Origin of the sequence: Halopseudomonas salegens (assembly GCF_900105655.1) — a bacterium.
In the GTDB taxonomy this organism is placed as follows: Bacteria; Pseudomonadota; Gammaproteobacteria; order Pseudomonadales; family Pseudomonadaceae; genus Halopseudomonas; species Halopseudomonas salegens.
In genome coordinates, this window is record NZ_LT629787.1 from 1,084,815 (window position 1) to 1,111,597 (window position 26,783).

The 26,783-nt window shown below is 58.3% G+C and carries 15 protein-coding genes and 2 tRNA genes; 12 read left to right on the forward strand and 5 right to left on the reverse strand.

Annotation, left to right across the window (positions count from 1 at the left end):
• Positions 1-180: 180 nt before the first annotated feature.
• The 4 genes from BLU07_RS04870 (at position 181) to BLU07_RS04885 (ending at position 1,862) form a co-directional block, all read left to right on the forward strand.
• Positions 181-256, forward strand: a tRNA-Glu gene (locus tag BLU07_RS04870).
• A gap of 16 nt (positions 257-272) precedes the next feature.
• A tRNA-Gly gene (locus BLU07_RS04875) sits at positions 273-348 on the forward strand.
• 161 nt (positions 349-509) lie between these two features.
• Positions 510-1,334 (forward strand): tRNA 2-thiocytidine(32) synthetase TtcA, encoded by an 825-nt coding sequence (ttcA, locus tag BLU07_RS04880; protein WP_092384713.1) that lies wholly within the window; start codon positions 510-512, stop codon positions 1,332-1,334.
• Between the two features lie 90 nt (positions 1,335-1,424).
• Positions 1,425-1,862, forward strand: a complete 438-nt coding sequence (locus BLU07_RS04885) for a C40 family peptidase (RefSeq protein WP_092389582.1) — start codon at positions 1,425-1,427, stop codon at positions 1,860-1,862.
• A gap of 15 nt (positions 1,863-1,877) precedes the next feature.
• Here the strand turns inward: BLU07_RS04885 and BLU07_RS04890 are convergent, their stop codons facing one another.
• Genes BLU07_RS04890 through BLU07_RS04900 form a run of 3 tightly spaced genes read right to left on the reverse strand, consistent with a single transcriptional unit; the run spans position 1,878 to position 4,835 of the window.
• Positions 1,878-2,537 carry a class I SAM-dependent methyltransferase gene (locus tag BLU07_RS04890; protein WP_197675066.1) on the reverse strand — a complete coding sequence of 220 codons (660 nt, stop codon included), beginning with the start codon at positions 2,535-2,537 and terminating at the stop codon, positions 1,878-1,880.
• Positions 2,534-3,616 carry a patatin-like phospholipase domain-containing protein gene (locus BLU07_RS04895; RefSeq protein ID WP_092389587.1) on the reverse strand — a complete coding sequence of 361 codons (1,083 nt, stop codon included), beginning with the start codon at positions 3,614-3,616 and terminating at the stop codon, positions 2,534-2,536. Before BLU07_RS04895 ends, BLU07_RS04890 begins: the two co-directional genes overlap by 4 nt.
• Before the next feature lie 55 nt (positions 3,617-3,671).
• Positions 3,672-4,835, reverse strand: a complete 1,164-nt coding sequence (locus BLU07_RS04900) for an EAL domain-containing protein (RefSeq protein ID WP_092384715.1) — start codon at positions 4,833-4,835, stop codon at positions 3,672-3,674.
• A 455-nt stretch (positions 4,836-5,290) separates the two neighbouring features.
• On the opposite strand from BLU07_RS04900, the gene gltB reads away from it, so the two are divergent.
• Both gltB and BLU07_RS04910 read left to right on the forward strand, forming a co-directional pair.
• Positions 5,291-9,904, forward strand: coding sequence for a glutamate synthase large subunit (gltB, locus tag BLU07_RS04905; RefSeq protein WP_092384717.1), 4,614 nt, complete (start codon positions 5,291-5,293; stop codon positions 9,902-9,904).
• An 11-nt stretch (positions 9,905-9,915) separates the two neighbouring features.
• Complete coding sequence (locus tag BLU07_RS04910) at positions 9,916-11,400, forward strand: glutamate synthase subunit beta (RefSeq protein ID WP_092384719.1); 1,485 nt, start codon at positions 9,916-9,918, stop codon at positions 11,398-11,400.
• Between the two features lie 66 nt (positions 11,401-11,466).
• Here BLU07_RS04910 and lon read toward each other — a convergent pair whose 3' ends face one another.
• Entirely contained in the window at positions 11,467-13,860 is a 2,394-nt protein-coding gene (gene lon / locus BLU07_RS04915) for an endopeptidase La (RefSeq protein WP_092384721.1), read from the reverse strand.
• 127 nt (positions 13,861-13,987) lie between these two features.
• Between lon and BLU07_RS04920 the strand changes: the two genes are divergently transcribed.
• The 6 genes from BLU07_RS04920 (at position 13,988) to BLU07_RS04945 (ending at position 24,698) form a co-directional block, all read left to right on the forward strand.
• Positions 13,988-14,752 carry an AraC family transcriptional regulator gene (locus tag BLU07_RS04920; protein ID WP_092384723.1) on the forward strand — a complete coding sequence of 255 codons (765 nt, stop codon included), beginning with the start codon at positions 13,988-13,990 and terminating at the stop codon, positions 14,750-14,752.
• A 161-nt stretch (positions 14,753-14,913) separates the two neighbouring features.
• Complete coding sequence (gene putA / locus BLU07_RS04925; protein ID WP_092384725.1) at positions 14,914-18,069, forward strand: bifunctional proline dehydrogenase/L-glutamate gamma-semialdehyde dehydrogenase PutA; 3,156 nt, start codon at positions 14,914-14,916, stop codon at positions 18,067-18,069.
• Between the two features lie 85 nt (positions 18,070-18,154).
• Positions 18,155-19,624 (forward strand): sodium/proline symporter PutP, encoded by a 1,470-nt coding sequence (putP, locus tag BLU07_RS04930; RefSeq protein WP_092384727.1) that lies wholly within the window; start codon positions 18,155-18,157, stop codon positions 19,622-19,624.
• Positions 19,625-19,733: 109 nt separating this feature from the next.
• Positions 19,734-20,351 (forward strand): TetR/AcrR family transcriptional regulator, encoded by a 618-nt coding sequence (locus BLU07_RS04935; RefSeq protein WP_157719088.1) that lies wholly within the window; start codon positions 19,734-19,736, stop codon positions 20,349-20,351.
• Between the two features lie 67 nt (positions 20,352-20,418).
• The gene (locus BLU07_RS04940; protein WP_092384731.1) at positions 20,419-21,573 is read left to right on the forward strand and encodes an efflux RND transporter periplasmic adaptor subunit; all 1,155 of its coding nucleotides are present in this window, start codon (positions 20,419-20,421) and stop codon (positions 21,571-21,573) included.
• A complete protein-coding gene (locus tag BLU07_RS04945) occupies positions 21,573-24,698 on the forward strand; it encodes an efflux RND transporter permease subunit (protein ID WP_092384733.1) in 3,126 nt (1,041 codons plus the stop codon). Before BLU07_RS04940 ends, BLU07_RS04945 begins: the two co-directional genes overlap by 1 nt.
• Positions 24,699-24,751: 53 nt before the next feature.
• On the opposite strand, the gene BLU07_RS04950 is transcribed toward BLU07_RS04945, so the two are convergent.
• Entirely contained in the window at positions 24,752-26,746 is a 1,995-nt protein-coding gene (locus BLU07_RS04950; RefSeq protein ID WP_092384735.1) for a S9 family peptidase, read from the reverse strand.
• Positions 26,747-26,783: the final 37 nt, after the last annotated feature.

Genomic DNA, 26,783 nt, shown 5'->3' on the forward strand with positions numbered 1-26,783 from the left:
GGCCCGGAGAGTCAAACGCTGCGCAAGTTTTCCCCGGCCAAAGGAAAAAACCTGAAAAAAGATCGGCTTGGGTATTGACGGTTTATTCGGTGCTGCATAAAATGCGCGCCACTTGCAGCGAACATGCAACACATCGCGGCAAGGTGCCTTCTTCGGTTGGCAGGTGAAGTCCGGATATGTGTCCCCTTCGTCTAGTGGCCTAGGACACCGCCCTTTCACGGCGGTAACAGGGGTTCGAGTCCCCTAGGGGACGCCACTTCGGCGTCAGTTTTGCGGGAATAGCTCAGTTGGTAGAGCACGACCTTGCCAAGGTCGGGGTCGCGAGTTCGAGTCTCGTTTCCCGCTCCAGATTCAGATTAAAGCCACCTTCGGGTGGCTTTTTTCGTTGTTTCGGCGTTTCAGCAACACCCATGGCAGCAGTGAGCGCGTATGTCCCCTGAATTCAGCGTTGTTTTTCCGGCTGCTCAATACGGGTAGAATGCCCGATTTACTCAGCAGGTAGCGATGCCATGTCCAGTTTAAGCGTCAACCAGAACAAGCTGCAGAAGCGTTTGCGGCGGCTTACCGCCGAGGCGGTGACCAGTTACCAGATGATTGAGGATGGTGACAAGGTCATGGTCTGCCTGTCTGGTGGCAAAGACAGCTACACCTTGCTGGATATGCTGTTGCACTTGCAGAAAGTCGCTCCAATACGTTTTGAACTGGTGGCCGTGAATCTGGACCAGAAGCAACCGGGTTTTCCGGAAGAGGTATTGCCGGCTTATCTGGACACCATAGGTGTGCCGTATTTCATCCTCGAGCAGGACACCTATTCGGTGGTCAAGGAAAAGATTCCCGAGGGCAAGACGACTTGCTCGCTGTGTTCGCGTCTGCGCCGTGGCAACCTGTATACCTTTGCCGACGAGATTGGGGCCAACAAGCTGGCGCTGGGTCACCACCGGGATGATATTGTCGAAACCTTCTTCCTTAATATGTTTTATGGCGGCAACCTCAAAGCCATGCCACCCAAGCTGCGCTCGGATGACGGGCGCAATGTGGTGATCAGGCCCCTGGCCTTCTGCAACGAAAAAGATATTGCCGCCTATGCGGCCCTGCGCGAGTTTCCGATCATTCCCTGCAATCTCTGTGGCTCGCAGGAAAACCTGCAACGCAAGGTAGTCAAGGACATGCTGCAAAGCTGGGAACGCGAAACGCCCGGTCGGCTGGATAACATTTTCCGCGCCTTGCAGCATGTGCAACCTTCGCAGCTCGCGGATACAAAACTCTTCGACTTTGCTAATCTACGTAAAGATGAGCAGGCAAGCCCTCGATTTGTCGAGGTAATCAGCCTGTAGCCAGTGGGAGGGTGAACAATGATCCGGAAAACAGGCGCTGTGCTTTTACTGGTTGCACTGTTGCAGGCCTGTGCCAGTTCCGGTCCCCCGATGAGCACGAGCACATCTGCTGATGCTGTCAGTGCTGTGCCCCGCAACACGTCGGGTCAGCTCGCGCGTGAGGATGTGGTATTCCGCGCCGTCAGCCTGGTTGGCATCCCGTACCGCTTCGGCGGTGCCCGCCCGGAAACCGGTTTCGACTGTAGTGGGCTGATTCATTTTGTCTATCAGGACTCGCTCGGCATGACGCTGCCCCGCACTACCGCCGGTTTGAATGATCTGCGCAGCAAGCCGGCAGGTGAGCGCCTCAAGCCCGGCGACCTGGTACTTTTTGCCATCTCTGGCCGCAAGGTCAACCATGCCGGTATCTATGTCGGTGAAGGGCGCTTCCTGCATGCGCCGAGCAGTGGCGGGCATGTGCGTATAGACGAGCTGCAGGCCAGTTACTGGCAGCGTACTTATCAGGGCGCGCGCAGGGTTCTGGATTGAGTGGCTTGTGCCGGTTCAGTTGGCCGGCTTTTGCAGCAACACCACATCGGGCCCGACAACATCCAGTGTTGCCTGCCAACGCTGTGCCAGCCAGACAAAGCTCTGTTCGCTGAAAAAGCTGACATGCGTGGGGTCATTCTTGTAATGCCAGTGGGCGAAGGCGTGCAGATCACTGACCCGCTTGGTCATGATGCCCAGCCAGCCGCCGGGTTTCAGGCATTGCCACACGCGTTGCAGTTCCTCTAGCGGCCGGGCCAGATGTTCGACAACTTCTGTGCTGGTAATAAAATCCCATTGTTGTTCGAACACGCTGTTATCCGGTGCGTAATAGATATCGTAGACCGCGGTCGGGTGACCTTGTTCGTGCAGCATGGTGGCTAATGCCGGGCCTGGACCACAGCCAAAATCCAGCCCTGTGGCGCCATCTGGCAGCCTTGCCAGTAGCGGCTCGGTCAGCCGAGACAGAAAGCGGCGATAGGCCGGGTCGTCAACCTGATTGTCATGCAGGTCATACTGCGCACGCTCATCGCTGGCAGACAGGTGCCAGGGCGCAGCGACGTGCACCATGGCGCAGTGCGCACAGTGAAAGTAGGGTCGCCGGCGATCACGACAGGCAAATTGAGTGGCCTGCCGGCACAACGGGCAGGGCGGTTGCAGATGTTCGTCATCCATCATAACGGCTGAATGCGTTCATTGAGGCGACCGCTATCGACCAGCTCCAGAAATTCGTCACCCAGACGCTGGCTCTCCGCCATGGCCTGCTGCCAATAGGCTTCCCGCGCGGTATCGTCACCGAGAAAACGTTTGAAATCGTTGCGGTCCGGCAATTTGCCGTGCGGCAGGCTGGCCAGGTACTCCCGAGAGGGTGCCAGCAAGAGCACGTCGCCGGCCTGTTCGGGATTGGCGCGGCGCCAGGGCAGGGTCTTGTCGAACCAGCCGGGCACGATGCGGTCGGTAAAGTGCGGGTAGAGCACGATACCCTGGGTTTGCCACGGCAAATCCAGATGATAGTCGAGCAGGCCACCGTCACGGTAAACGCCCTGATCGGCGCCTGGAATGTCACGCACGGCTTCCATCACCATGGGGATCGAGCCGGATGCCAGCAAGGCCTGGCGCAGGTTGCCGGCGTTGAGGCTGATCTGCTGGCTGGGGAAGTCGGTCAGGTCGCCCCAGGGCGGTTGGCGACGGCTGTCGTGCAGGATGACACGCTCGAAATAGCGCTTGAGATGGCGTCGGCCCAATAGATTGGCGCTGATAACGCCGGTCAGGCCCATGCCCAGTCGTCCGGGGGAGTCGTGCTGTAACAGGCCCAGGCTTTTGACCACCATGATATTCAGGTGATAGTGCGGGTTGTTCAGAATGGCTTGCAGTTGGTCGCCGAGCAGGTCATCCACCATGCGCTCGCAGCGTCGGGTTATCTCGGCCACGCTGATGCCCTTGGGAAAACGCTGCCGGGTATACAATTCACCCAGCCTTTTGAGCCCGGCTACCGGGTCAGGCATGCTGGCGCTGGCAAAGCGCCAACTGCCAATCGAAGCCCCCACCAGGCTGCGCGGCTGTGGATCACGCGCTAGCCAGTCGCCGAACAAGGCGAGGTCCAGGCCTTGAATGCCCAGTGCCTTGGGGCCGCCAGCAGCCCCGGGCAGCAGATGCACATCGGTCGGTTGCAACCCATGCTGCTCGATATGTTGCCGGGCACGCTGGCCGGCACGAATGCTCAGGGCGGGGGGCTGGGCAATATGGATAGCGGGCATGTGCTGGAGTCCGAAGGGTTGTTCAGGGGCCGATTGTAGCATCCCCGCAACGTCATCAAATGGCATCCAGGTCGATATCGACCAGCAGCAGGTGGCGACTGTTGTCTATGAACAGTCCCGAGGTCATGCAGTATTGGTTGGTGGTGGCATCACGGTAACGGTTGGAGAGAATAACCCGACTGTCTTCACCGGCTTCAGCCAGAATCTGGTAAAAGTACGGCCGCCATGACCAGTTGTGATCCAGATAATGTGGATCGGCCTGCCAGCGCTCCTGTTGCCATTCATAGTTGGGTGAAATCTGCGTGCCATGGGCATCGCAGAGAAAACAGCGCAGCAGCCAGGGGTAGTTGGCGTGTGCGGGAAGGTCCTCCGGGCGTGCGCCGGTGGACAACCAGTTGTTGAGCAGGCCAAACAGCTCCGTGAGTTGCGCCCGCAGTTTGGCCAGTTGCGCCCGCTCGGCCAGTTTGCTGCTGACGTAATGATCCCGCAGGGCAGAAAACTGGGCTTCTACTGCCCGTTCGGGCAAGAAGTTTTCTTCCGGTTTGGCGAACAGATAGCCTTGCACATAGCGGGCGCCGCATTCGAGGGCAAAATGGAGTTCCTGTTCGGTTTCTACCCCCTCGGCAATGATCCAGCAGCCACTTTTTTCCGCCATCAGCGCCAGGGCGCGGACAAAGTCGCCACTGTTGCCGTTACCGCTGGCTGCCTGGCGAAATAACTGGATATCCAGCTTGAGGATATCCGGCTCCAGCGCCAGCACCCGGTCGAGCATGGAGTAGCCAGCGCCAAAATCATCAATGGCAATACGAATGCCGGCTTCACGGTAGCGCTTGACTACTTCGCGCAGTTGGTCGATATCACCCTGCAATTCGGTGATCTCGAAGACTATCTGTTCTGGTGCCAGGCCGATTTCGGCCAACAGCTGCAGGCTGGGTAAGGGTTTGTTTGGCTGCAGCTGGCCAATCCATTGCGGTGAGATATTCAGGGTCAGGAAGCCGCCCGGGTTGTCGCGAAAGCGCTCCAGAGCCAGTTTGCGGATGGTGCGATCGAGTTCCAGCAGGTCATGAGCCGGGGTGCGAGGATCGGTAAATAGCGGGCCAGCGCTTACTATTCGGCCGTCATCGTGACGCAGCCGCGCCAGGGCTTCGTAGCCGGCAATGCGACCGGTGGCAGTGTCAATCAGGGGCTGGAAGTACGGCAGGGGCTGTCCAGTTATCACATTTTTCTCCAGGCAGAGGTTCAGCGCAGTTGCAGAGCAAAATAAGGGCCAGCTTGCCGTATCGCCCGGCCCCTTGCCTCTGGCGCCACAGTGGAGTCGCCATCAATGGGCTCAAGTGGCACTAACAGGGCGTTTTTGCGCATCAAAACAGTGCGCCAAGGCTTATATGCACAATATTGGTGCCTTGCGGCGGCAAAAAACCTCTGGCAACACATGCAGGGGCTATTTATGAGAACTTATCGACCTGCGACACTGGATTATATTTTAACGACATTGTACAGTTTGCGGCCAATTTTTAACGCGCGCAGCACGGATTGGCGGTGGGTATGGTTTTCTGCCGGTTGCAACCAGCATCATGGTAGTCCTCCATATCCCTTCGCCAGCCTTCCCGCCCGACTCTATGGTGCTGGTGATGGCGGGAATGTGTGTGCTGTGCGAATAACTGGAGCTGAATTATGGCTAACCTTAACCAGCAGTCTGCGGGTCTGTATTGCCCTGAACTGGAGCACGATAGTTGCGGGATTGGCTTTGTCGCCAGTCTGAAAGGCGAGAAGAGCCACGCAATTATTGAAAACGCGCTCTCCATGCTGACGTGCATGGAGCACCGCGGTGGTACCGGCTTTGATGTGCGCAGTGGTGATGGCGCCGGCGTATTGATCCAGATTCCCGATGCGACCCTGCGTGAGAGCATGACGGAAAAAGGCGTTAACCTGCCGCAGCCGGGTGATTATGCCGTGGGCATGGTGTTCTTCCCGGGTGATGCTGATATCCGTGAAGCCTGCCGCGGTGTGATGGTGCGCAATGCCGAACGCCTCGGGCTGAGCCTGCTTGGCTGGCGCCTGGTACCCAAGGACAACAGTACCCTGGGTCAGGCCTCGCTGGACAAGGAGCCACAGATCGAACAAGCGTTCTTTGCCCGCCCGGACGAACTGGATCAGCAAGCTTTCGAGCGCAAGCTGTATATCCTGCGCAACTACACCGCACACCGGGTCAAGGAGACTGTCGAGGGCGCTGAGGAAGACTTCTACGTTGCCTCGCTGTCGACCCGTACCGTTGTGTATAAAGGTCAGTTCACTACCGCTCAGGTGCGTGAGTATTACCTTGATCTGCAAAACGAGAAAACAGTCTCGGCGCTGGCCATGCACCATTCTCGCTTCTCCACCAATACTTTTCCGGCCTGGCGCCGGGCGCAGCCTTTCCGTTATCTGTCGCACAATGGCGAGATCAACACCGTCAAGGGCAACATCAACTGGATGCGCGCGCGCGAAGACCTGCTCAGCACCGAGTACTTCAGCGATGAAGAGCTGGGCATGTTGAAGCCGATCTGTGATCACAATATGTCGGATTCGGCCAACCTGGACATGGTGATCGAGTTGCTGTTGCTGACCGGTCGCCCGCTGGAAAAGGTCATGATGATGGTGATTCCCGAGGCATGGCAGCGCCAGCCCGATATGGAAGCCACCAAGCGCGCCTTCTATGAGTACTATGCTTGCCTCATGGAGCCCTGGGATGGCCCGGCTTCCGTCGCCTTTACCGATGGCCGGGTGATCGGTGCCACGCTGGACCGCAACGGCCTGCGTCCGTCGCGCTACCTGGTCACTGAAGATGGCACCATTGTCATGGGGTCGGAAACCGGTGCACTGATCGTCGATCAGTCGAAAGTGGTTATGAAAGGGCGCCTTGAGCCTGGCCGTCTGTTTATTGCCGATCTGGAAGCCGGCCGGATCATCAGTGATGATGAGGTCAAGGGTCAGGTCTGCGCCAGTCAGCCCTATGCCGAGTGGCTGGCCGAGAACAAGATCGTTCTGGATGACCTGCCGCTGCCCAAGGTGGAAGCACAGCAGCTGGACAAGGGGACTTTGCGCAAACGTCAGCAGGCCTTCGGTTATTCGCAGGAAGACCTGTCACTGATCCTTGCCGATATGGTGGGTACAGCCAAGGAACCACTGGGTTCCATGGGTGCCGATAATCCGTTGGCGGTCCTCTCCGATCAGCCGCAGCATCTGGCTAACTACTTCAAGCAGTTCTTTGCCCAGGTGACCAATCCGCCGATCGACCCGATCCGCGAAGAGATGGTCATGTCGCTGCAGACGTATGTCGGCAAGTCCTTCAACCTGCTGGAAGAAAGCCCGAAGCATTGCCGCATGGTGGAAATTCACCAGCCGGTACTGAGCAATGAACAGCTGCGCAAACTGCAACACATCGATCACGATCATTTCCAGGCGCACACCATCGACACCACCTTCCACGCCACTGGGCGCAAAGGTGAAATGGAGAAGGCGCTCAAGCGCATCTGTCGGCATGCGCGTGATGCAGTGGAAGATGGCTATTCAATCCTCATTCTCAGTGACCGCAAACTGGATACGGACCATGCTGCCGTACCTTCGCTGCTGGCGGCCGGCGCGGTGCATCATTACCTGATTCGTGAAGGCCTGCGTTCGCATACCGGTATCGTGATCGAAGCGGGTGATGTGTGGGAAACCCATCACTTCGCGACCCTGCTGGGTTATGGCGCGGCGGCGGTCAACCCCTATATGGCTTTCGAGTCCCTCTACGAGCTGCGTGATCAGGGTGTGATCAATCCCCAGTGGAGCGATAGCAAGCTGGTCGAGCGTTACACCAAAGGGGTCGACAGCGGCCTGCTGAAGATTTTCTCCAAGATGGGTATCTCGACGCTGCAGTCCTACCAGGGTGCCCAGATTTTTGAGGCGCTGGGTCTGAATTCGTCGGTTATCGATCGCTGTTTTGCGGGTACCGTCAGCCGCATCGAAGGTATTGGTCTGGATGAGATTGCCCAGGAAACCCTGCTCAAGCACCGTGTGGGTTATCCGGAAGAGCCGCTGGCCAACGACAATCTGATCCTGCGTAGTGGCGGCAACTACGCCTGGCGCAAGGATGGCGAGCGTCATCTGTTCAGTCCGAACACCATTCGTTTGCTGCAACATTCCTCGGCCAACAATGATCGGGACATGTTCAGGCAATACACTGCCAGCGTGGATGACCAGTCGCAGGCTGCTTTCACCTTGCGCGGCCTGCTCGACTTCCAGACCGATCGTCCGTCGATCCCGCTGGATGAGGTTGAGCCGGCTTCCGCGATCTTCAAGCGCTTTGCTACCGGCGCCATGTCATTCGGTTCGATCTCGTGGGAAGCGCATACCACGCTGGCCATGGCAATGAACCGTCTGGGCGGCAAGAGCAACAGTGGTGAGGGTGGTGAAGACCCGATCCGCTTCAAGCCGCTGGAAAATGGCGATTCCATGATCTCGCGCATCAAGCAGGTAGCCTCTGGCCGCTTTGGCGTGACCAGCCACTACCTGACCAATGCCGATGAGCTGCAGATCAAGATGGCCCAGGGCGCCAAGCCGGGTGAGGGCGGTCAGCTGCCCGGTCACAAGGTGGATGCCTGGATTGGTCGCACCCGTGGGTCGACCCCGGGTGTGGGTCTGATTTCGCCGCCGCCGCATCACGATATCTACTCGATCGAAGATCTGGCGCAGCTGATCTATGACCTGAAAAACGCCAATCGCGAAGCGCGTATCAACGTCAAGCTGGTGTCTGAAGCGGGCGTCGGTACCGTGGCTGCCGGTGTGGTCAAGGGCTATGCCGATGTGGTGCTGATTGCCGGCCATGACGGCGGTACCGGTGCCTCGCCACTGAGTTCGATCAAGCATGCCGGCTTGCCCTGGGAACTGGGCCTGGCGGAAACCCACCAGACACTGGTGCGCAACCGTTTGCGCAGCCGTGTGACGGTTCAGACGGACGGCCAGCTGAAAACCCCGCGTGATCTCGCTGTGGCGACCCTGTTGGGTGCCGAAGAGTGGGGTATTGCCACTGCAGCCTTGGTGGTCGAAGGCTGCATCATGATGCGCAAGTGTCACACCAACACCTGTCCGGTGGGTATTGCCACCCAGGACCGCGTGCTGCGTGGTCGCTACAAGGGTCAGGTTGATCACGTGGTCAACTTCTTCACCATGATGGTGGAAGGCCTGCGTGAAATCATGGCTGAGCTCGGCTTCCGCAGCATTGATGAAATGGTCGGCCAGAGCCAGATACTCAAGGTGCGCGAAGGTATTACGCACTGGAAATTCAAGCATCTGGACCTGTCCAGCCTGTTGTTCAAGGCAGAGCCTGCCGACGGCGACAGCCTGTACAAAACCGTGGAGCAGAAGCACCTGATCGACAAGATCATTGATCGTCAGATGATCAAGGATGCGGAAGCTGCGCTGGAGCGTGGTGAGAAGGTGCGCCTGGAATACGAGATCAAGAACACCGATCGCAGTGTTGGCGGCATGCTGTCCAATGAGATATCCAAGCGTTATGAGGCCGACGGCCTGCCGGCAGGGACCATTCACGTCAAGTTTACCGGCTCGGCGGGTCAGAGCCTGGGTGTATTTGCTGCGCCTGGCCTTGATTTCGAGCTGGAAGGCGATGCCAACGATTATTTCGGCAAAGGTCTCTCGGGTGCCCGTATGGTGGTCTATCCGGACCGCAAGGCACCGTTCAAGGCGCGTGACAACATCATTATCGGCAACGTGGCCTTCTTCGGCGGCACCAGTGGTGAAGCCTACGTCCGCGGTATGGCCGGTGAGCGTTTCTGTGTACGCAACTCCGGTGTGACTGCCGTTGTTGAAGGCGTAGGTGACCACGGCTGTGAATACATGACCGGTGGTACTGCGGTCATTCTTGGCCCGACCGGGCGCAATTTCGCCGCGGGTATGTCCGGTGGTGTGGCCTACGTGCTGGATCGTGGCGGCAACTTTGCCGAGCGCTGCAACATGGAGATGGTCGGTCTCGGCCCGATCGAAGAGGCTGACGAGCAAGCGCGTTTGCAGCAGCTGATTCAGAACCACTTTGATCTGACCGGATCGGATGTCGCGCGCGAATTGCTCGACGACTGGTCACTGGCGCTGCAGCAGTTTGTCCGCGTCATGCCGGTGGATTATGCGCGTATGCAGGGCTACATGAAGAGCGTGCGCGAAGAAAAACAGCTTGATGATGACTACGAAGTGGCTGTTGAAGCCTTCGACATGCACCTGAAGAACCTGGCTGCGGCCAAGGCTACAGCCTAGGAGACTATCCCATGGGTAAATTGACCGGATTTCTCGAATACGAGCGCACTCTGCCGGACGATCGCAATCCCCGTGAACGCCTGATCGACTGGAAGGAAATTCACGAGCAACTGCCGGAAGCAGAACTGCGTGAGCAGGGCGCCCGCTGCATGGATTGCGGTGTGCCATTCTGTCACTCTGGTGACTCGGCCACAGCCCCGATTGTCGGTGGCTGCCCGATCAACAATCTGATTCCGGAATGGAATGACCTGATCTATCACAACCGCTGGGAAGAAGCGTTGGATCGTCTGCACAAGACCAACAATTTCCCGGAGTTTACCGGTCGTGTTTGTCCGGCCCCTTGCGAAGATTCCTGTGTGCTGGGTATCAACGCGCCACCGGTAACCATCAAGAATCACGAGTACGCGATTATTGAAAAAGGGTTTTCCGAGGGCTGGGTCAAGGCGAATCCGCCGAAGCGTCGCAGTGGCAAACGTGTTGCCGTCATCGGTTCCGGCCCTGCCGGCCTGTCGGCAGCGGCGCAGCTGAACTCGGTTGGCCACTCGGTGGTGGTTTTCGAACGCGCTGACCGGGTCGGTGGCCTGCTGATGTACGGCATTCCCAACATGAAGCTGGAGAAGCATTATGTGGACCGTCGAATCGCGTTGATGCAGGAAGAAGGCATTGAATTCCGTACCGGCGTTGAAGTCGGCAAGGATGTTCATGCGGCTGATCTGCAGAAGGACTATGACGCCGTTCTGGTGGCGACCGGGGCAACCGTGCCACGGGATTTGCCGATCGATGGGCGCGAGCTTGGCGGCATTCACTTTGCCATGGAGTTCCTCACTGCCAATACCCGGAGTCTGCTCGACAGCGAACATGCTGACGGCAAGTTCATTTCAGCCAAAGACAAGCACGTGGTGGTCATCGGTGGCGGTGATACCGGTACTGACTGTGTGGGTACCAGCCTGCGTCACGGCTGCAAGAGTGTGATCCAGCTCGAGATCATGCCCAAGCCGCCATTGGAACGTGCTGCAGACAATCCCTGGCCGGAATTCAAGCGCACGCTGAAGGTTGATTACGGTCAGGCCGAGGCGATTGCCGTTCAGGGTGAAGACCCGCGTCAGTACCTGCAAATGACGCAGAAATTCACCGGTGAAAACGGTCAGGTCAAGCAGTTGCACCTGACCGGTATCGAGTGGAAGCTGAACGACAAAGGCCAGAAGGTGCCGCAGCCCGTTGCTGGTAGCGAGCGCGTTATCGAAGCCGATCTGGTGCTTCTGGCCATGGGCTTTATGGGGCCGGAAGGTGGTGTGCTGGATCAGCTTGGTATCGAGACTGATCCACGCTCCAACGCCAAGGCCGAGTATGGTCGCTACCTGACCAATGCCGAAGCGGTGTTTGCTGCGGGTGATGCCCGTCGCGGGCAGAGTCTGGTGGTCTGGGCGATCAATGAGGGCCGTGAAGCGGCGCGTGAGATTGACCGCTATCTGACCGGGGCAACCATACTGCCTTGATCTGCTGGTAAGGTCTGTCAAAGCCCCGTGTCGTCGCTGACGGCATGGGGCTTTTTTGTGCCCGCGCTAGTGGGCAAACAACAGCTTGGCGACCTGGCGGAAGTGGCTGGCGAAATGTACCTGCATGCCTTCCTTGAGGTAATCGGGCAATTCCTCGTAATCACCCCGGTTTGCTTCCGGCAGGATCAGGCTGTGGATCTTCTGCCGCCTGGCAGCAATCACTTTCTCGCGAATTCCGCCCACGGCGAGTACCTGCCCACTCAGGGTCAGTTCACCCGTCATGGCCAGATCCTTGCGCGGGGCCTGGTTGCGTGCCAGCGAGAGCAGGGCACTGGCCATGCTGATGCCGGCACTGGGGCCATCTTTCGGGGTGGCGCCTTCGGGGACATGCAGATGCACCCAGGCCTGGTCAAAGAACTCACGGTCAGCCTTGTAGCTGCTCAGATTGGCACAAATATAGCTGTAGGCAATTTCGGCAGATTCCTTCATTACCTCGCCCAGCTTGCCGGTCAATTTGAAGCCCCGGTTCAGGGTATGAATGCGGGTGGCTTCGATTGGCAGGGTGGCGCCACCCATGGACGTCCAGGCCAGGCCGGTAATGATGCCGACGCCGCGCATGGTCTGTTCCTGGCGGAAGGGCGGCGGACCCAGCAGGGTGGGCAGGTCATCGGGTTTGATACTGATTTTCTCGGCCTCGCCCTCCAGCAGGCGCATGATCGACTTGCGCACCAGTTTGGCCAGTTGCTTGTCCAGATTGCGCACACCGGCTTCACGCGCATAGCCTTCGATCAATTGGCGCAGTGCTTTGTCGGTGATACGCAGCTGGCTTTTGCGCAGACCGGCGCGTTGCAGCTGACGTGGCCACAGATGGTGTTTGGCAATTGCCAGTTTTTCCTCGCTGATATAACCGGACAGGCGGATGACATCCATGCGATCGAGCAGCGGGCCGGGAATGCTGTCCAGGGTATTGGCGGTACAGACAAAGAGCACTTTGGACAAGTCCATGCGCAGGTCCAGGTAGTGATCAAGGAACTGGCTGTTCTGCTCCGGATCGAGCGTTTCCAGCAATGCCGATGCGGGGTCGCCCTGATGGCTTGCTCCCAGCTTGTCGATTTCATCCAGCATGATGACCGGATTCATTACCTCGACATCCTTTAATGCCTGGACGAATTTGCCCGGCATGGCACCAATGTAAGTACGCCGATGCCCCTTGATCTCGGCTTCGTCACGCATGCCGCCGACACTGAAGCGGTAAAACGGCCGCCCCAGACTTTCGGCGATGGAGTGACCGATGCTGGTCTTGCCCACACCGGGCGGGCCGACCAGCAGAATGATCGAACCACTGACCGACCCCTTGAAAGCCCCGAGGGCAAGAAACTCCAGAATACGCGCTTTGACATCATCCAGACCGTCATGGTCGCGGTCGAGAATCTTGCGTGCGCGGGCAATGTCGAGCTGGTCATCGTGCAGCAGCCCCCAGGGCATGCTGCTGGCCCAGTCCAGATAATTGCGCGTCACTGCGTATTCCGGTGAGCCGGTCTCCAGCACCGCAAGCTTGTTCAGTTCCTCGTCGATCTTTTTTTCTGCAGCAGCTGGCAGCGTTTTACCCTGCAGGCGTTCACGGAACTGTTCGATGTCTGCAGTACGGTCATCCTTGGACAGGCCCAGCTCTTTCTGGATGACCTTGAGCTGCTCCTTGAGGAAGAATTTGCGCTGGTTGTCACTGATGGTCTGGTTCACCTGATCGCTGATCTCACCTTGCAGGCGGGCGAGATCGATTTCCTTTTTCAACAGCACCAGGACCTTTTCCATCCGCCGCAGTACCGGAAGGGTATCCATGATGCCCTGAAGCTCGTCGCCCTTGGCGGTCGTCAGCGCGGCGGCAAAATCACTCAGCGGTGATGGTTCGTGAGGGCTGAAACGATTGAGGTAGTTCTTCAGTTCTTCGCTGTACAGGGGGTTGAGCGGCAGCAGTTCCTTGATGGCATTGATCAGCGCCATGGCATAGGCACGGACTTCATCGCTGTCACTGTGTTCCGCTTGCGGGTACTCGACTTCGGCCAGGTAGGGTGGTTTGCGGCTGATCCAGCGGATGATGCGCACTCGGGTCAGACCCTGAGCAATGAACTGCAGTTTGCCGCTGTCCTGGGTGGCATGGTGTACCTTGGCGACGCAGCCGGTCAGCGGCAGGTCGTCCACGTCCAGTTGGCCCTTGCTGGCTTCCGGCTGATCGATATAGAACAGTGAGAGCATCTGGTGTGGGGTATTATCGACCCGCTCAAGGGTCTCGGCCCAGGGGTCGGCATTCAACACTACCGGCATTACCTGGGCGGGGAAGAAAGGTCGGTTGGTCACCGGCAATACATAGAGCTGCTGAGGCAGACGCTGCTCAGGCAAAACCAGTTGCCCTCCGGCTACTACGCTTGTGTTGTCTTGCTGATCAGCATTCCAGTCGGTCATCGGCTTCCCCAGTGTTGTTTGCACATGGATTAAGTGGTGCTTGCTGCCGGCTTTTTCAATGGTGCCGACATTGAGCTTTGTTCGGGCCTTGTCTAGGCTCTGGTTACTGACTCTGGATGATCAGCCAATGATCAAGACCCGCATTCTCGATTTACCGGTGCAAAGTGACGTGCATGCACATGCCCACCATCAGTTGATTGTGGGGCTGGAAGGCAGTGCCGATTTTGAGGTGGAAGGCATCAGTGGGGCGGTCAATCGCCTGCAAGCCTGCCTGGTGCCCGGGCACCGCTGGCATGCATTTTCCGGACGCGGGCCGAATCACATGCTGATTCTGGATCTTCATTCTGACCAGCCAGGCCACGGCGGTAGTGAGAATGATGGGCTGGTGCGCCTGTTTGATGCGCCACGCTTTGTGCGTCTGGATCAGCGCATGCAAGGTCTGCTCGACTTTGCCGTGCAGGTGTTGGGCAGTGAAGAGGCGGCGGAATCACCCATGGCCTGGCATCTGGGAGGCGTGCTGCTGCATGGTCTGCATGACCGTCTGTTTTCGACGCCAGTCCCGCTGAGTTCGGCGGCAGCTATTGATCTGGAAAAGCTTGAAGCCCATGTGCGCGAGAATCTGGAACGTGCCATCAGCGTACCGGAGCTGGCCACTTTTGCCTGTATCAGCAGCAGTCATTTCCATCACTTGTTCAAACAGGTCAGCGGCCTGACGCCACATCAATTCGTGCTCAAAATCCGTCTCGAACAAGCCACTTCGATGCTCACGGGTAGCACTATGCCGGTGGCTGAAGTGGCTTCGCGATGCGGATTTTCCAGCCAGAGCGCCTTGACGCATGCGGTGCGCCGGGCGACGGGTAAAACACCGAAACGACTCAGATCATTGGCTTGATTGGCCGGTTTCAGAGTTTTTTACAAAAAAATGCGATTTTTTGACAAGAAAAGGCAGGGTGTAGCGACTAGATTGCATTGAATAGATTGCGTGACTGGCTTTATGCCAGTCACGCCCTGGCGCCAGCCATTCGGTGACAGGCAAACAATAGAGGTGTATCCATGTTCAAGGCAACGCAGGCACTGGCAGGTGAGTTTCTCCAGCATAGCGCAGATGAGTATCTGACTACGGTCAGTGCGCACTATGCTGTTGATGAGGCGAGCTACGTTGAAGAGTTGTTGCAGCTGGTTGAACAGGATGATCCCGCGGTTCTTACCGCATCGGCGCGCAAGCTGATTGAAAACGTGCGTCAACGGGACAATGCCGTCGACAGCATAGATGCCCTGTTGCAGGAATACAGCCTGGATACCCAGGAAGGCATCATGCTGATGTGTCTGGCTGAAGCCTTGTTGCGCGTGCCGGACAGCCACACCGCCGATGCCCTGATTCGTGACAAACTGAGCGCTGCGCAATGGGATGAGCACCTTGGCCAGAGCGAGCACACCCTGGTCAATGCGGCCGCCTGGGGGTTGGTGATGACCGGCAAGGTGGTCAGTCTGGACAAGCGCAAGGATGGCACCCCGGGGACCATCCTGGGTCGCCTGGTCAAGCGCAGTGGTGAGCCGGTCATTCGAGCCGCCATGTTGCAGGCAATGAAAATCATGGGCAGGCAGTTCGTGCTCGGGCGCACCATCAAGGAAGCGCTGAAGAATGGCAAGTCCATGCGTGATCAGGGGTACACCTATTCTTTCGATATGCTCGGCGAGGCGGCGCTGACCCGCGGTGATGCGGCAAAATACCTGCAGGACTATCAGGCGGCGATTGCCGCGCTGGCGGCTGACAGCTACCAGGGAAAAACGCAGAAACCGACCATCTCAATCAAGCTGTCCGCCCTGCATCCGCATTACGAACCCGCGCGTGAAGCCCAGGTACTGGATGAGCTCGGTGAAACCGTGCTGGAACTGGTGCGTCAGGCGCGGGCCGGTAATGTTGGCATTACCATTGATGCGGAAGAAGCCGACCGCCTTGAGCTGTCGCTGAAGCTCTTCGCTCGGGTGTATCGTCACCCCGACGTCAAAGGATGGGGAAACTTTGGCCTGGTGGTGCAGGCCTATGCCAAACGGGCGCTACCGGTGTTGTGCTGGTTGACGCTGATGGCGCGGGAACAGGGCGATCTGATTCCGGTGCGGCTGGTAAAAGGCGCCTATTGGGATACCGAGATCAAACTCTGTCAGCAGGCCGGTCTGCAGGGTTATCCGGTATTCACCCGCAAGGAAGCCACCGATGTATCCTATCTGGCCTGTGCCCGTTTTCTGCTCTCGGCGCAATGTGAAGGCCTTGTCTATCCGCAGTTTGCTACCCACAACGCGCATACCGTGACCTGCATTCTTCATCTTGCACAGCAGCGGTCGTTTGAGTTCCAGCGACTGCACGGCATGGGCGATGCCCTGTATGACACCCTGATTGAAGAATATGGCTGCACGGTGCGGATCTATGCGCCGGTTGGCGCGCACAAGGATCTGCTGCCGTACCTGGTTCGACGCTTGCTGGAAAACGGGGCCAACTCTTCGTTTGTGCACAAGTTGGTGGATTCCCGCGTACCGGTCGACTCCCTGATCGAACACCCGGCGGCTGCGTTGCGCAAATACAAGCAACTGGCCAACCCGCAAATTCCGCTACCCTTGGCAATTTTTGGCCCGGGGCGACGCAACTCCAAAGGCGTGAACATGAACGTGCTGGATCAATGGCTGCCCCTGCAGGCAGCCATGGCCAGCTTTATGGATCAGCAATGGCAGGGTGCACCGCTGGTTGGCGGCAAGCGCTTGCAGGGTGACAGCAGAGCCGTGTTGTGCCCTTACCAGCGGAGCCATCAGGTCGGTGAGGTGGTGTGGGCCAGTGCCGAGCAAACGCACAGTGCGGTTGATCAGCTGGCTGCCGCTTTTCCGGCATGGAATGCCACTGCGGTAGATCAGCGGGCGAGCATTCTCGAGCGCACCGCTGATCTGCTCGAAGACAATATGCCCGAGCTGATGGCGCTGTGTACCCGCGAAGCGGGCAAGAGCTTGCAGGACGGGATTGATGAAGTGCGCGAAGCGGTGGATTTCTGCCGCTACTACGCTTTGCAGGCGCGACAGCGCTTTGCGCTGATTACCTTGCCGGGGCCGACGGGTGAAAGCAACGAACTGTATTTGCAGGGTCGCGGTGTTTTTGCCTGTATCAGCCCATGGAACTTTCCGTTGGCGATCTTTCTGGGCCAGGTGTCCGCGGCACTGGTATGCGGCAATACCGTCGTGGCCAAGCCGGCAGAGCAAACCAGCCTGATTGCCGTGCGCTGTATTGAACTGATGTGGGAAGCTGGCTTGCCCAAGGATGTACTGGCGCTGTTGCCGGGCGATGGGGCGCAGGTCGGCAGTGTCATTACTTCGGATCCACGCATTACCGGGGTGGCATTTACCGGTTCGACCCAGACCGCCCACGTGATCAACCGTGCGTTGGCCGCTCGTGATGCAGCCATTGCTCCCATGGTGGCCGAAACCGGCGGACAGAATGCCATGCTGGTTGATTCCACTGCTTTGCCGGAACAGGTGATCAAGGATGTGGTGCATGCCGCCTTTACCAGCGCTGGGCAACGCTGTTCGGCATTGCGTGTGCTGTTCATTCAGGAAGATATTGCACCCCGAGTGCTGGAGCTGCTCAAGGGCGCGATGGCAGAGCTGCATATCGGTGACCCGGGGGATCGTGCGACGGATGTCGGTCCAGTTATTGACAGTGACGCCCGTGACGGCCTGCTCAAGCACGTAGAAACCTTGAAAGGGCAGGGCAGGCTGATTGAGGAAACGCCTTTGCCGGACGGTCTGGACGGTTATTTCGTTGCCCCGGCGGCTTTTCGCCTGGACAGCATCCGCGAGCTTGAACGGGAACATTTCGGGCCGATTCTGCATGTGATCACCTGGCGCAACAACCAGCTGGATCAGGTCATTGCCGACATCAATGCGACCGGTTTCGGGCTGACGCTGGGCATTCACAGCCGCAACGAAGAAACCGCGCGCTACATCGATCAGCGCGTGCGAATCGGCAATGTCTACGTCAATCGCAACCAGATCGGTGCCGTGGTCGGCGTGCAGCCCTTCGGTGGCATGGGTTTATCCGGTACCGGGCCCAAGGCGGGCGGGCCGCACTACCTGCTGCGCTTTGTAACCGAGCGCACCCGCACAATCAACACCACGGCGGTGGGTGGCAATGCCAGCCTGCTGTCGCTGGGCAATGGTGAGCCATAACAGCCAGCATCCAAGCTGACTGCGGGGAATTGCCCCCATCTGTTCAATCCGGACCAGGATGTCCACTGGAAGAGCGAGAATAATAATGAACATAGGCGTTGTGAGTGTAACTTTCCTGATCTACATCGGGGTCATGCTGGCCCTGGGGTATGTCGCCTACAAACGAACCACCAACCTGTCCGATTATATTCTCGGCGGGCGTTCGCTGGGTCCAGGCACTGCGGCCTTGTCTGCGGGTGCCTCGGATATGAGTGGCTGGCTGTTGCTGGGTTTGCCCGGCTATGCTCTGGCCGCAGGGTATGAAGCCAGCTGGATTGCCATCGGCCTGCTGATGGGCACCTGGTTGAACTGGCTGATTGTATCGCGGCGTTTGAGGGTCTATTCCCATGCGGTGAATGATTCGCTGACTTTGCCGGCCTACTTTGAATTCCGTTTTGCCGACAAAACGCGTTTGTTGCGGGTGGTATCGGCGGTATTCATTCTGCTGTTTTTCCTTTTCTATACCAGTTCCGGACTGGTTGCTGCGGGTAAGCTGTTCGAATCAACCTTCGGTATGGGGTACACCCTGGCGGTGGTGGTTGGCACTTTTGCGATCATTTCCTATACCTTTTTCGGGGGGTTTCTGGCGGTGTCCTGGACGGATGTCATCCAGGGTTTGCTGATGGCTGCGGCCTTGGTGATTATTCCGATCATGGCCTTGAGCGATATGGGTGGTTGGGGCGAAGCAGAGGCTGCAATGGCGGCCAGCAACCCGAATCTGCTCACCTTCTTTACCGATATGGACGGCGAAGCCCTGGGCTTTGTGGCCATTATTTCCCTGCTTGGCTGGGGCCTCGGGTATTTTGGTCAGCCGCATGTATTGGCGCGCTTCAAGGCCATTGAAGATGACGCTGCATTGCCGTTGGCGCGTCGCATCGCTGTGACCTGGACAGCCGTATGTCTGTTTGCTGCCCTGATGACCGGGTGGGTCGGTATTGGCTACTTTGGTGAAGCCGGTATCGGTGACGCCGAAACCGTATTCCTGGCCCTGGTCCAGGCCCTGATGCATCCGTTGGTTGCCGGTATCCTGCTGGCTGCAGTGCTGGCAGCGATCATGTCGACCGCCGATTCGCAGCTGTTGGTGTCGTCGTCGGCGTTGGCAGAGGATTTCTACAAGGCGCTGTTCCGCAAGGATGCCAGCCAGCAGCAACTGGTGTGGGTTGGCCGGTTTGCGGTGGTCGGTATCGCGCTCCTGGCCTTGTTGTTTGCGCTTGATCCGGAGAGCACCGTTCTGGGTCTGGTGTCATACGCCTGGGCCGGTTTCGGTGCCGCCTTTGGTCCGGCAGTCATTCTGTCGCTGTTCTGGAAACGGATGAACTGGCAGGGTGCGCTGGCCGGTATCATCGTCGGTGGTGTTACCGTGGTGGTCTGGGAGCGCCTGTCGCTGTTCGGTCTGTACGAGATCATTCCGGGCTTTATCCTTGCCAGCATCGCTATCGTGGTCGTTTCGTTGCTGACCAAAGAACCGGATGCAGAGATCCAGGCAACCTTCGATGATGTAGCCAGCCGCTACTGATTGCCGCAACCGGAATATGCCGCAACAGTCTGTTGCGGCATGCTCTCTTGTAACCCGATCCTGATTGCCTTCTAATACGGACTGACGCGTCAGTCCGTAAATGAAGAGCATGCCAGTCTCCCAACCAGATTCCATCAAGCGCCAGCGCAAGTCGGCTGAACAGCGCACCCGTGACATTCTTGATGCGGCCACTCAGGTGTTTGCCCGCAACGGGTTTCGTGGTGCCGATGTGCAGCATATTGCTGATCAGGCTGGTGTAGGCAAGGGAACGGTGTATCGCTTTTACCCCAACAAGGAAGAGCTGTTTCGCGCTGTGGTGGATGATGCCATGCAGCGTTTGACGGCGCAGATTGATGCTGCGGTTGCGGGTATCGATGATCCTTTTGACTACTTGCGGATCAGTTTTCGCGCCTATATGGCCTTCTTTCAGGCCAACCCCGACACCATAGAGTTGTTCGTGCATGAGCGTGCCGAGTGGGGCATTGAGTGCAAACCGTCCTATTTCGTCTACAAGGATGCGCACAGTGACGAATGGTTGGCCATGTGCGAACGCATGGTGGCAACCGGTCAATGCCGGGTAACTGACGCGGGTCTGATTCAGGAGCTGGTGGGCAACCTCGCCTACGGCACCATTCTGGTCAATCGTATTTCCGGGCGCAATGCGCCCTTGCTCGAGCAGGCAGACGCGCTGCTCGATACCCTGATGCAGGGAATTCTTCGCGCCTGAAAGCGCGCCCGATTTTGGTTGGTTGTCAGTTGACGACCGGTTTGTTTTGAAGCAGAGGATTTTTTACATGGCACGCTCCTTGGGTTACCGGGCCTTGCGCCCCCAGTGGTTGATGACCGCCTGTCTGTCGCTGCTGCTGGTGGGTTGTGGCAATGGCGATGAGCCCTCTGCGGGTGGGCGGGAAATGCCCCCCAGCGCGGTAACGCTGGAGACGCTGGAGCCGACTACGCTGGAACGGGTGGAAGAGTACCCGGGGCGAGTGCGGGGTGCGCGAGAAGTACAGGTGCGCACACTGGTGGCCGGCGTTCTCAAGGCCCGGACCTACAACGAAGGTAGCCGGGTCGAGCGCGGCGATGTGTTGTTCCAGATCGATCCGGCGCCGTTCAATGTACAGGTGAAGCAGGCCCAGGCGGCGGTGGCGAATGCCCGGGCCGAGCGTGATCAGGCTCAGCGGGATTGGGCGCGTGCCAATCAGCTGTTTGAGCGGGGTGCATTGAGTGCCAGTGAGCGTGATCGTGCGCGCAGTCAGCTGGATTTTGCGTTGGCAGGACTGGCCGAGGCCGAGGCCGAACTGGACGAAGCCGAACTCAATCTTTCCTATACCGAAGTCAAAGCGCCCATCTCCGGGGTAACCAGCCTGGAAGTTCAGCCGCAAGGCAGTCTGCTGGAGCTGGGCGGCCTGGTGACAACCATCGTGCAACAGGATCCGGTACAAGTACTTTTTGCTTTGCCTGAGCGCGATATGGCCTTGCTGCGCCAGGCGCAAAGCGAGGAAAACGGGATTGGCCGTGAGGTTCGCCTGTTAATGGTTGATGACAACGAATATGCGCGCACCGGCCGCATCGACTTCACCGCCAGCAGCATTGATGCCGCGACCGGCACGGTCACCATGCGAGCCATTTTCGACAATCCCGACAATATTCTGATTCCCGGTCAGTTTGCGCGTATTCGTCTGGTTATCCAGCGTTTTACCGATGCGCTTTTTGTCCCCGTTGATGCGGTTGGTGGCAACCAGCATGGTCCGACAGTGTTTGTTGTCAATGAGGAGCTCAAGGCTGAGTTGCGACAGGTTGAACTGGGGCCGATCGTCGCCGGCAAGCGTCTGGTGCGTTCCGGGCTGGACGTGGGTGACCAGCTGGTGATCAATGGCCATGCCGGGCTGTTCCCGGGCGCCCCGGTTCGCGTGGTTGATGACACACCGGTGCTGGAAGGGGATCAGTAATGCTGCAATTCTTTATTGATCGACCGATCTTTTCCACGGTCCTGTCGATTCTGATTCTGATTGCCGGTGGCTCATCACTGTATCAACTGCCAGTGGAGCAATACCCTGATGTGGTTCCTCCGCAGATCGTAGTGAACGCCAATTATCCGGGTGCCAGCGCCGATGTAATTTCGGATACGGTGGCAGCGCCACTGGAGCAGGCGATCAACGGCGTCGACGATATGATCTACATGAGTTCGATTGCCTCGGATGCCGGTTCCTTGCAGCTGACCGTGTTTTTCGAGATCGGAACCGATCCGGACCAGGCGACCATTGATGTCAATAACCGGGTACAGCGTGCTGTTGCCCAGTTGCCGGCAGCGGTGCGGGATCTTGGCGTTCAGGTGCGTGCCCGTTCCACTTCAATGCTGATGGTGTTGGCATTATCGTCGGAAAATGGCGCCATGGATGTGCTGGATATCAGCAATTACGGTCTGCTCAATGTTCTGGATGAGCTGGTACGTTTGCCTGGGGTGGGGGATGCTTCCCTGTTCGGTGCCCAGGATTATTCCATGCGCATCTGGTTGCGTCCGGACAAACTGGCTGAATACGACATGACCCCGGCGGAAGTAACGGCAGCGCTGCGGGAGCAGAACGCGCAGTTTGCCGCTGGCCGCATCGGCGCCGAACCTTCGCCACCGGGCACGGCTTTCACCTATAGCGTATCCACTCCCGGTCGCATGACTACTCCGGAGGACTTCGAGCGCATCATTCTGCGCAGCGATGAGGCAGGCCGCACCCTGCGCCTGGGGGATGTTGCGCGCGCCGAACTGGGTGCGCAGAACTACGATTTCAGTGCCACCTACAATGGCACCACGGCCGTGCCGATCGGGGTTTACCTGCAACCGGGCGCCAATGCCCTGGAAACGGCAACCAATGTGCGCGCTGCCATGCAGGACATGTCCGAACGCTTCCCTTCGGATCTGCGCTTTGATGTTCCCTATGACACCACGGTATTTATTGAAGTCTCGATCCGTGAAGTCGTGATTACATTGATTCAGGCGCTGGCGCTGGTCGTACTGGTGACCTTCCTGTTCCTGCAGCACATGAAAGCGACGCTGATTCCGCTGGTGGCGATCCCGGTGTCCTTGATCGGTACCTTTGCCGGAATGCTGTTGCTCGGATTCTCGATCAACCTGCTCACTCTGTTTGGTCTGATTCTGGCCATCGGTGTCGTGGTGGATAATGCCATTATCGTGATGGAAAACGCCGAGCGCCTGATCAAGGAGGAGGGGCTTTCCAGCTATCAGGCTGCGAGCAAGACCATGCGTCAGGTGTCGGGCGCAGTCCTCGGGTCAACCCTGGTACTGGTTGCGGTATTTGCCCCGGTGGCTTTCCTCGGTGGCCTCAGCGGTGAGCTCTATCGGCAATTCGCGATTACCATTGCCGTATCCGTGGCCATTTCCGGGATTGTCGCCTTGACTCTGACGCCGGCAATGTGTGCACTTCTGCTTGACCGCAAACAGACAGAGCATTCGCCCTGGTTTGCCTGGTTCAACAACAGCCTGGACTGGACCACCGGCAAATTCATTGCTGCTGTGCGCTGGATGCTCATGCATGCCAAAGTCAGCCTGGTGCTTTTCCTGTTGTTGATCGGCAGTACGGTATTTTTGCTTGATCGTATGGGTAGCGGCCTGGTGCCGCAGGAAGATCAGGGTTTTCTGCTTGCCGTCATACAGCTGCCTGCCGTGTCATCCCTGGCACGTACGGAGCAGGTACGTGACGAGATGAGTCGGCGAGTGCTCGAAATGGAGGATGTGACCGACTTCACCAATTTTGCCGGGTTTGACATCCTCAACAGCGGTTTGCGCACCAATATGGGTGCCGGGTTCATCAGTCTGCGTGACTGGGATGAGCGCCCACGACCGGAGCAGAGTGCACAGGCCATTGCCGGGCGGTTGTTTGCCATGGGCGCGGATATGCAAGAAGCCAATGTGATGGCTTTTGTACCGCCACCGATCAACGGGCTGTCGCTGACTGGCGGGGTGGAAGGCTACCTGCAGCTGCGCGGTAGCAGTAGCGTCAGCGAGCTCAAGGCGCAAACCGACGCTCTGGAGGCAGCCGCACGGGAACGTCCGGAGCTGACTAACGTCAGAGTCGGCCTGGATATCGGTATTCCGCGCTATCAGGCGGAAGTGGACTGGGACAAAGCCAAGGCCATGGGGATAGCGATCAACGAGATCTTTACTACCATGCGCAGTACTTTCGGTTCCCAGTACGTCAATGATTTCACCCTGCTTGGGCGCAACTGGCAGGTCAACCTGCAGTCTGAAGGTGAGTTCCGCAGCAGCCCGGAAGATTTGCGCCGGGTCTTTGTGCGGGCATCCAGTGGTGAGTTGGTTCCGTTGAGTTCCGTGGTCAAACTGACCCTGACTCAGGGCCCCGACCTGGCCGCCCGCTTTAATCTCTACCAGGCGGCCAAGATCAATGCCGACCCTTCGCCAGGCTACAATTCGGCCGATGTGATGCGCGTGCTGATGGAGATCGAGCGGGAACACCTGGCTGACAACGCCCAGTTGGGTTGGGTTGGTGAAGCCTATCAGTTGGTTGCAGCCGGCGATGCCGGTGGGCTGGCTTTTGGTCTTGGAATACTGATGGTATTTCTGATTCTGGCCGCACAATACGAACGCTGGAGCTTGCCGCTGGCGGTTGCGACGGCGATCCCCTTCGGTGTTTTCGGTGCGGTTGTGGCCTCGATGCTGCGTGGCTTCCCCAACGATATCTATTTCCAGGTCGGCCTGTTGGTCCTGATCGGTCTGGCGGCCAAGAATGCGATTCTGATTGTCGAGTTTGCAGCGCAGAACCGCAAAAACGGCATGAGTGCCTTCGACGCGGCCCTGACTGCTGCCGAGCAGCGTTTCCGCGCTATCATGATGACGGCGCTGACGTTCATCATCGGTACCTTGCCGCTAGTGTTCAGCACCGGTGCCGGGGCTGTCAGTCGGCAGGAAATTGGTACCGTGGTAGTGGGTGGCATGATTGCGGCCAGTACCCTGGCGCTGATCTTTGTGCCGGTGTTCTATATGGTGCTGGAGCAGCGGGGGTTCCGCGTCAAACACACGGATACGCCGCCTGAAGCAGAGTAGGTCGCACAGGGTGTACCTCAGGGCTGCCCTTGTTTCGGGGCAGCCCTTTTTTATCAGTGGCCGTTTGAAACAACTGCCAACAGGAAGCTGTATTCTTCGGCGACCTCCCGCATAGCCTGGTAACGCCCGCTGGCGCCGCCATGTCCGGCATCCATCTGGGTACGCAGTAACAAGGGCTGGTCATCGGTTTTGCAGCTGCGCAAGCGCGCTACCCACTTGGCCGCTTCCCAGTACTGTACGCGCACATCATGATAGCCAGCGGTGACCAGCAGTGGCGGGTACGCCTGTGGCTTGACCTGCTCATAGGGTGCATAGCCCTTGATGCGTGCAGCTACATCCGGCTCTCGCGGATCACCCCATTCTTCATACTCGCCAATGGTCAGTGGCAGGTCGGGGTTGTTCATGGTGTTCCAGACATCGACGAAGGGGACGTCGGCTACCGCAGCAGCAAAGAGTTCCGGTCGTTGATTCAGCACATTGCCGATCAACAGACCACCGGCACTGCCACCGCTGACAGTCAGCAGGTCTGGCCGGGTCAGGCCGCTGGCAATCAAGTGTTCGGCACAGGCAATAAAATCGCTGAAGGTGTTTTCCTTGTTTTCCAGTTTGCCCATTTGGTACCAGTGTTCACCCAGGTCAGCGCCGCCGCGTACATGGGCAATGGCGTAGATCCAGCCGCGCTGCAACAGACTGAGGCGAGCATGCGAGAACCAGGGATCCATGCTGGCACCGTAGGCACCATAGCCATAGAGATACAGCGGGGCGGCCTGCTGAAAGCTGTCAACTGTGCCAATCAGGCTGATTGGCACCCGGGTACCATCGGCAGTGGTCGCCCACTGCCGTTCAACACGGTAATCCGCTGCATTGAAGGGGCCTTCTACCGGTGTATCCCGCAGTACCTGTTGCGCGCCAGTGGCCAATTCGAGGGCACGGACCTGTGCCGGACGATTGAGGGACTCATAACGCAGGCGTACACAGGGACTGGTATAGTCTTCGCCCCCTTGCAGATGCAGGCTGTATACCGGGTCCGGCATGCTGACGTGATAGCGGCTCTGGTTGCTGTGCACCTGCAGGCATACCAGCCCTTGCTCGCGGTACTGCAGGATCAGACCTGTCTGCTGTACGTAAAAGTCTTCCAGTGTGTGTTCTGAGCTGCAGGGGGTATGCAAGACCCATTGTTGCGGCTGGGCCGGATCGGCGCAGTAGAGAGCAAAGTTCTCTCCACTCTGATTGCTGCGAATCCATAATTTGCCCATGCCGTGGTCGACATCGTATTCATGCCCTTCACTGCGCGGGCTGACCAGCTGCGGCTGTGCAGTTGGCGAGTTGGCGGGTAGCAGGCGGACTTCGCTGGTGTTCTTGCTGTCGCTGGCGATAAACAGCCAGTTTTCGCAGGCGCTGCGGTAGGCGTGCAGGTAGAAGCGCTGATCCGCTTCGTGATAAATCTCTACTGCTGGCTGTCCGTCCTCCAGGCGCCAGAGCGTGGCCGGGCGTGAAGTGTGATCCATGCTGATGGCGAACAGGGTTCGGTTGTCATTGGACCAGAGGAGGCTGCCGTCAGCCCGGGGCAGATCGAGTTCGCGTACCTGGCCAGTCGCGATCTCGAGCAGGAACAGCTGGTAAGTTTCATCTCCCTGGCGGTCCAGGCTGTAGGCCAATTGCTGATGATCGGGGCTGACAGCCATATCACCCAGTTGCAGAAACCCGTCACCCGCCAGTTCATTCAGGTCCAGCAGGCAGTCTTCGGTAGCCGTGTCGATGCTCAGGTCCTGCGCGCCCTGCTGGCGACAACGAAAATAGCGAGGGTATTCGGCGCCGGCTTCGGTGCGCTGGTAGTAGAGCCAACCATCTTTGCAGGCAGGCAGCGAGAGGTCGGTTTCGCGGATTCGGCCACGGATTTCAAGGAACAATGCTTCGCGCTGATCCTGATGCTGGCTGAGCCAGGCCTCGCTGAGCCGGTTCTCGGCTTCCAGCCAGGCAATGACATCGGGGTGGTCACGCTGCTCGAGCCACTGCCAGGGATCGTGCGGGGTGCGGGTATCGGTCATTGGTGGGACTCCGGAAGCAAAACGGCTATTATAGGCC

Coding starts and splice junctions, on each gene's coding strand:
- BLU07_RS04895 (WP_092389587.1), bottom strand. CDS start 3,616: ATGCCCGCTATCCATATTGCCCAGCCCCCCGCCCTGAGCATTCGTGCC.
- BLU07_RS04885 (WP_092389582.1), top strand. CDS start 1,425: ATGAGCACGAGCACATCTGCTGATGCTGTCAGTGCTGTGCCCCGCAAC.
- BLU07_RS04940 (WP_092384731.1), top strand. CDS start 20,419: ATGGCACGCTCCTTGGGTTACCGGGCCTTGCGCCCCCAGTGGTTGATG.
- BLU07_RS04945 (WP_092384733.1), top strand. CDS start 21,573: ATGCTGCAATTCTTTATTGATCGACCGATCTTTTCCACGGTCCTGTCG.
- BLU07_RS04890 (WP_197675066.1), bottom strand. CDS start 2,537: ATGATGGATGACGAACATCTGCAACCGCCCTGCCCGTTGTGCCGGCAG.
- gltB (WP_092384717.1), top strand. CDS start 5,291: ATGGCTAACCTTAACCAGCAGTCTGCGGGTCTGTATTGCCCTGAACTG.
- BLU07_RS04935 (WP_157719088.1), top strand. CDS start 19,734: ATGCCAGTCTCCCAACCAGATTCCATCAAGCGCCAGCGCAAGTCGGCT.
- BLU07_RS04950 (WP_092384735.1), bottom strand. CDS start 26,746: ATGACCGATACCCGCACCCCGCACGATCCCTGGCAGTGGCTCGAGCAG.
- BLU07_RS04910 (WP_092384719.1), top strand. CDS start 9,916: ATGGGTAAATTGACCGGATTTCTCGAATACGAGCGCACTCTGCCGGAC.
- putA (WP_092384725.1), top strand. CDS start 14,914: ATGTTCAAGGCAACGCAGGCACTGGCAGGTGAGTTTCTCCAGCATAGC.
- BLU07_RS04920 (WP_092384723.1), top strand. CDS start 13,988: ATGATCAAGACCCGCATTCTCGATTTACCGGTGCAAAGTGACGTGCAT.
- ttcA (WP_092384713.1), top strand. CDS start 510: ATGTCCAGTTTAAGCGTCAACCAGAACAAGCTGCAGAAGCGTTTGCGG.
- lon (WP_092384721.1), bottom strand. CDS start 13,860: ATGACCGACTGGAATGCTGATCAGCAAGACAACACAAGCGTAGTAGCC.
- putP (WP_092384727.1), top strand. CDS start 18,155: ATGAACATAGGCGTTGTGAGTGTAACTTTCCTGATCTACATCGGGGTC.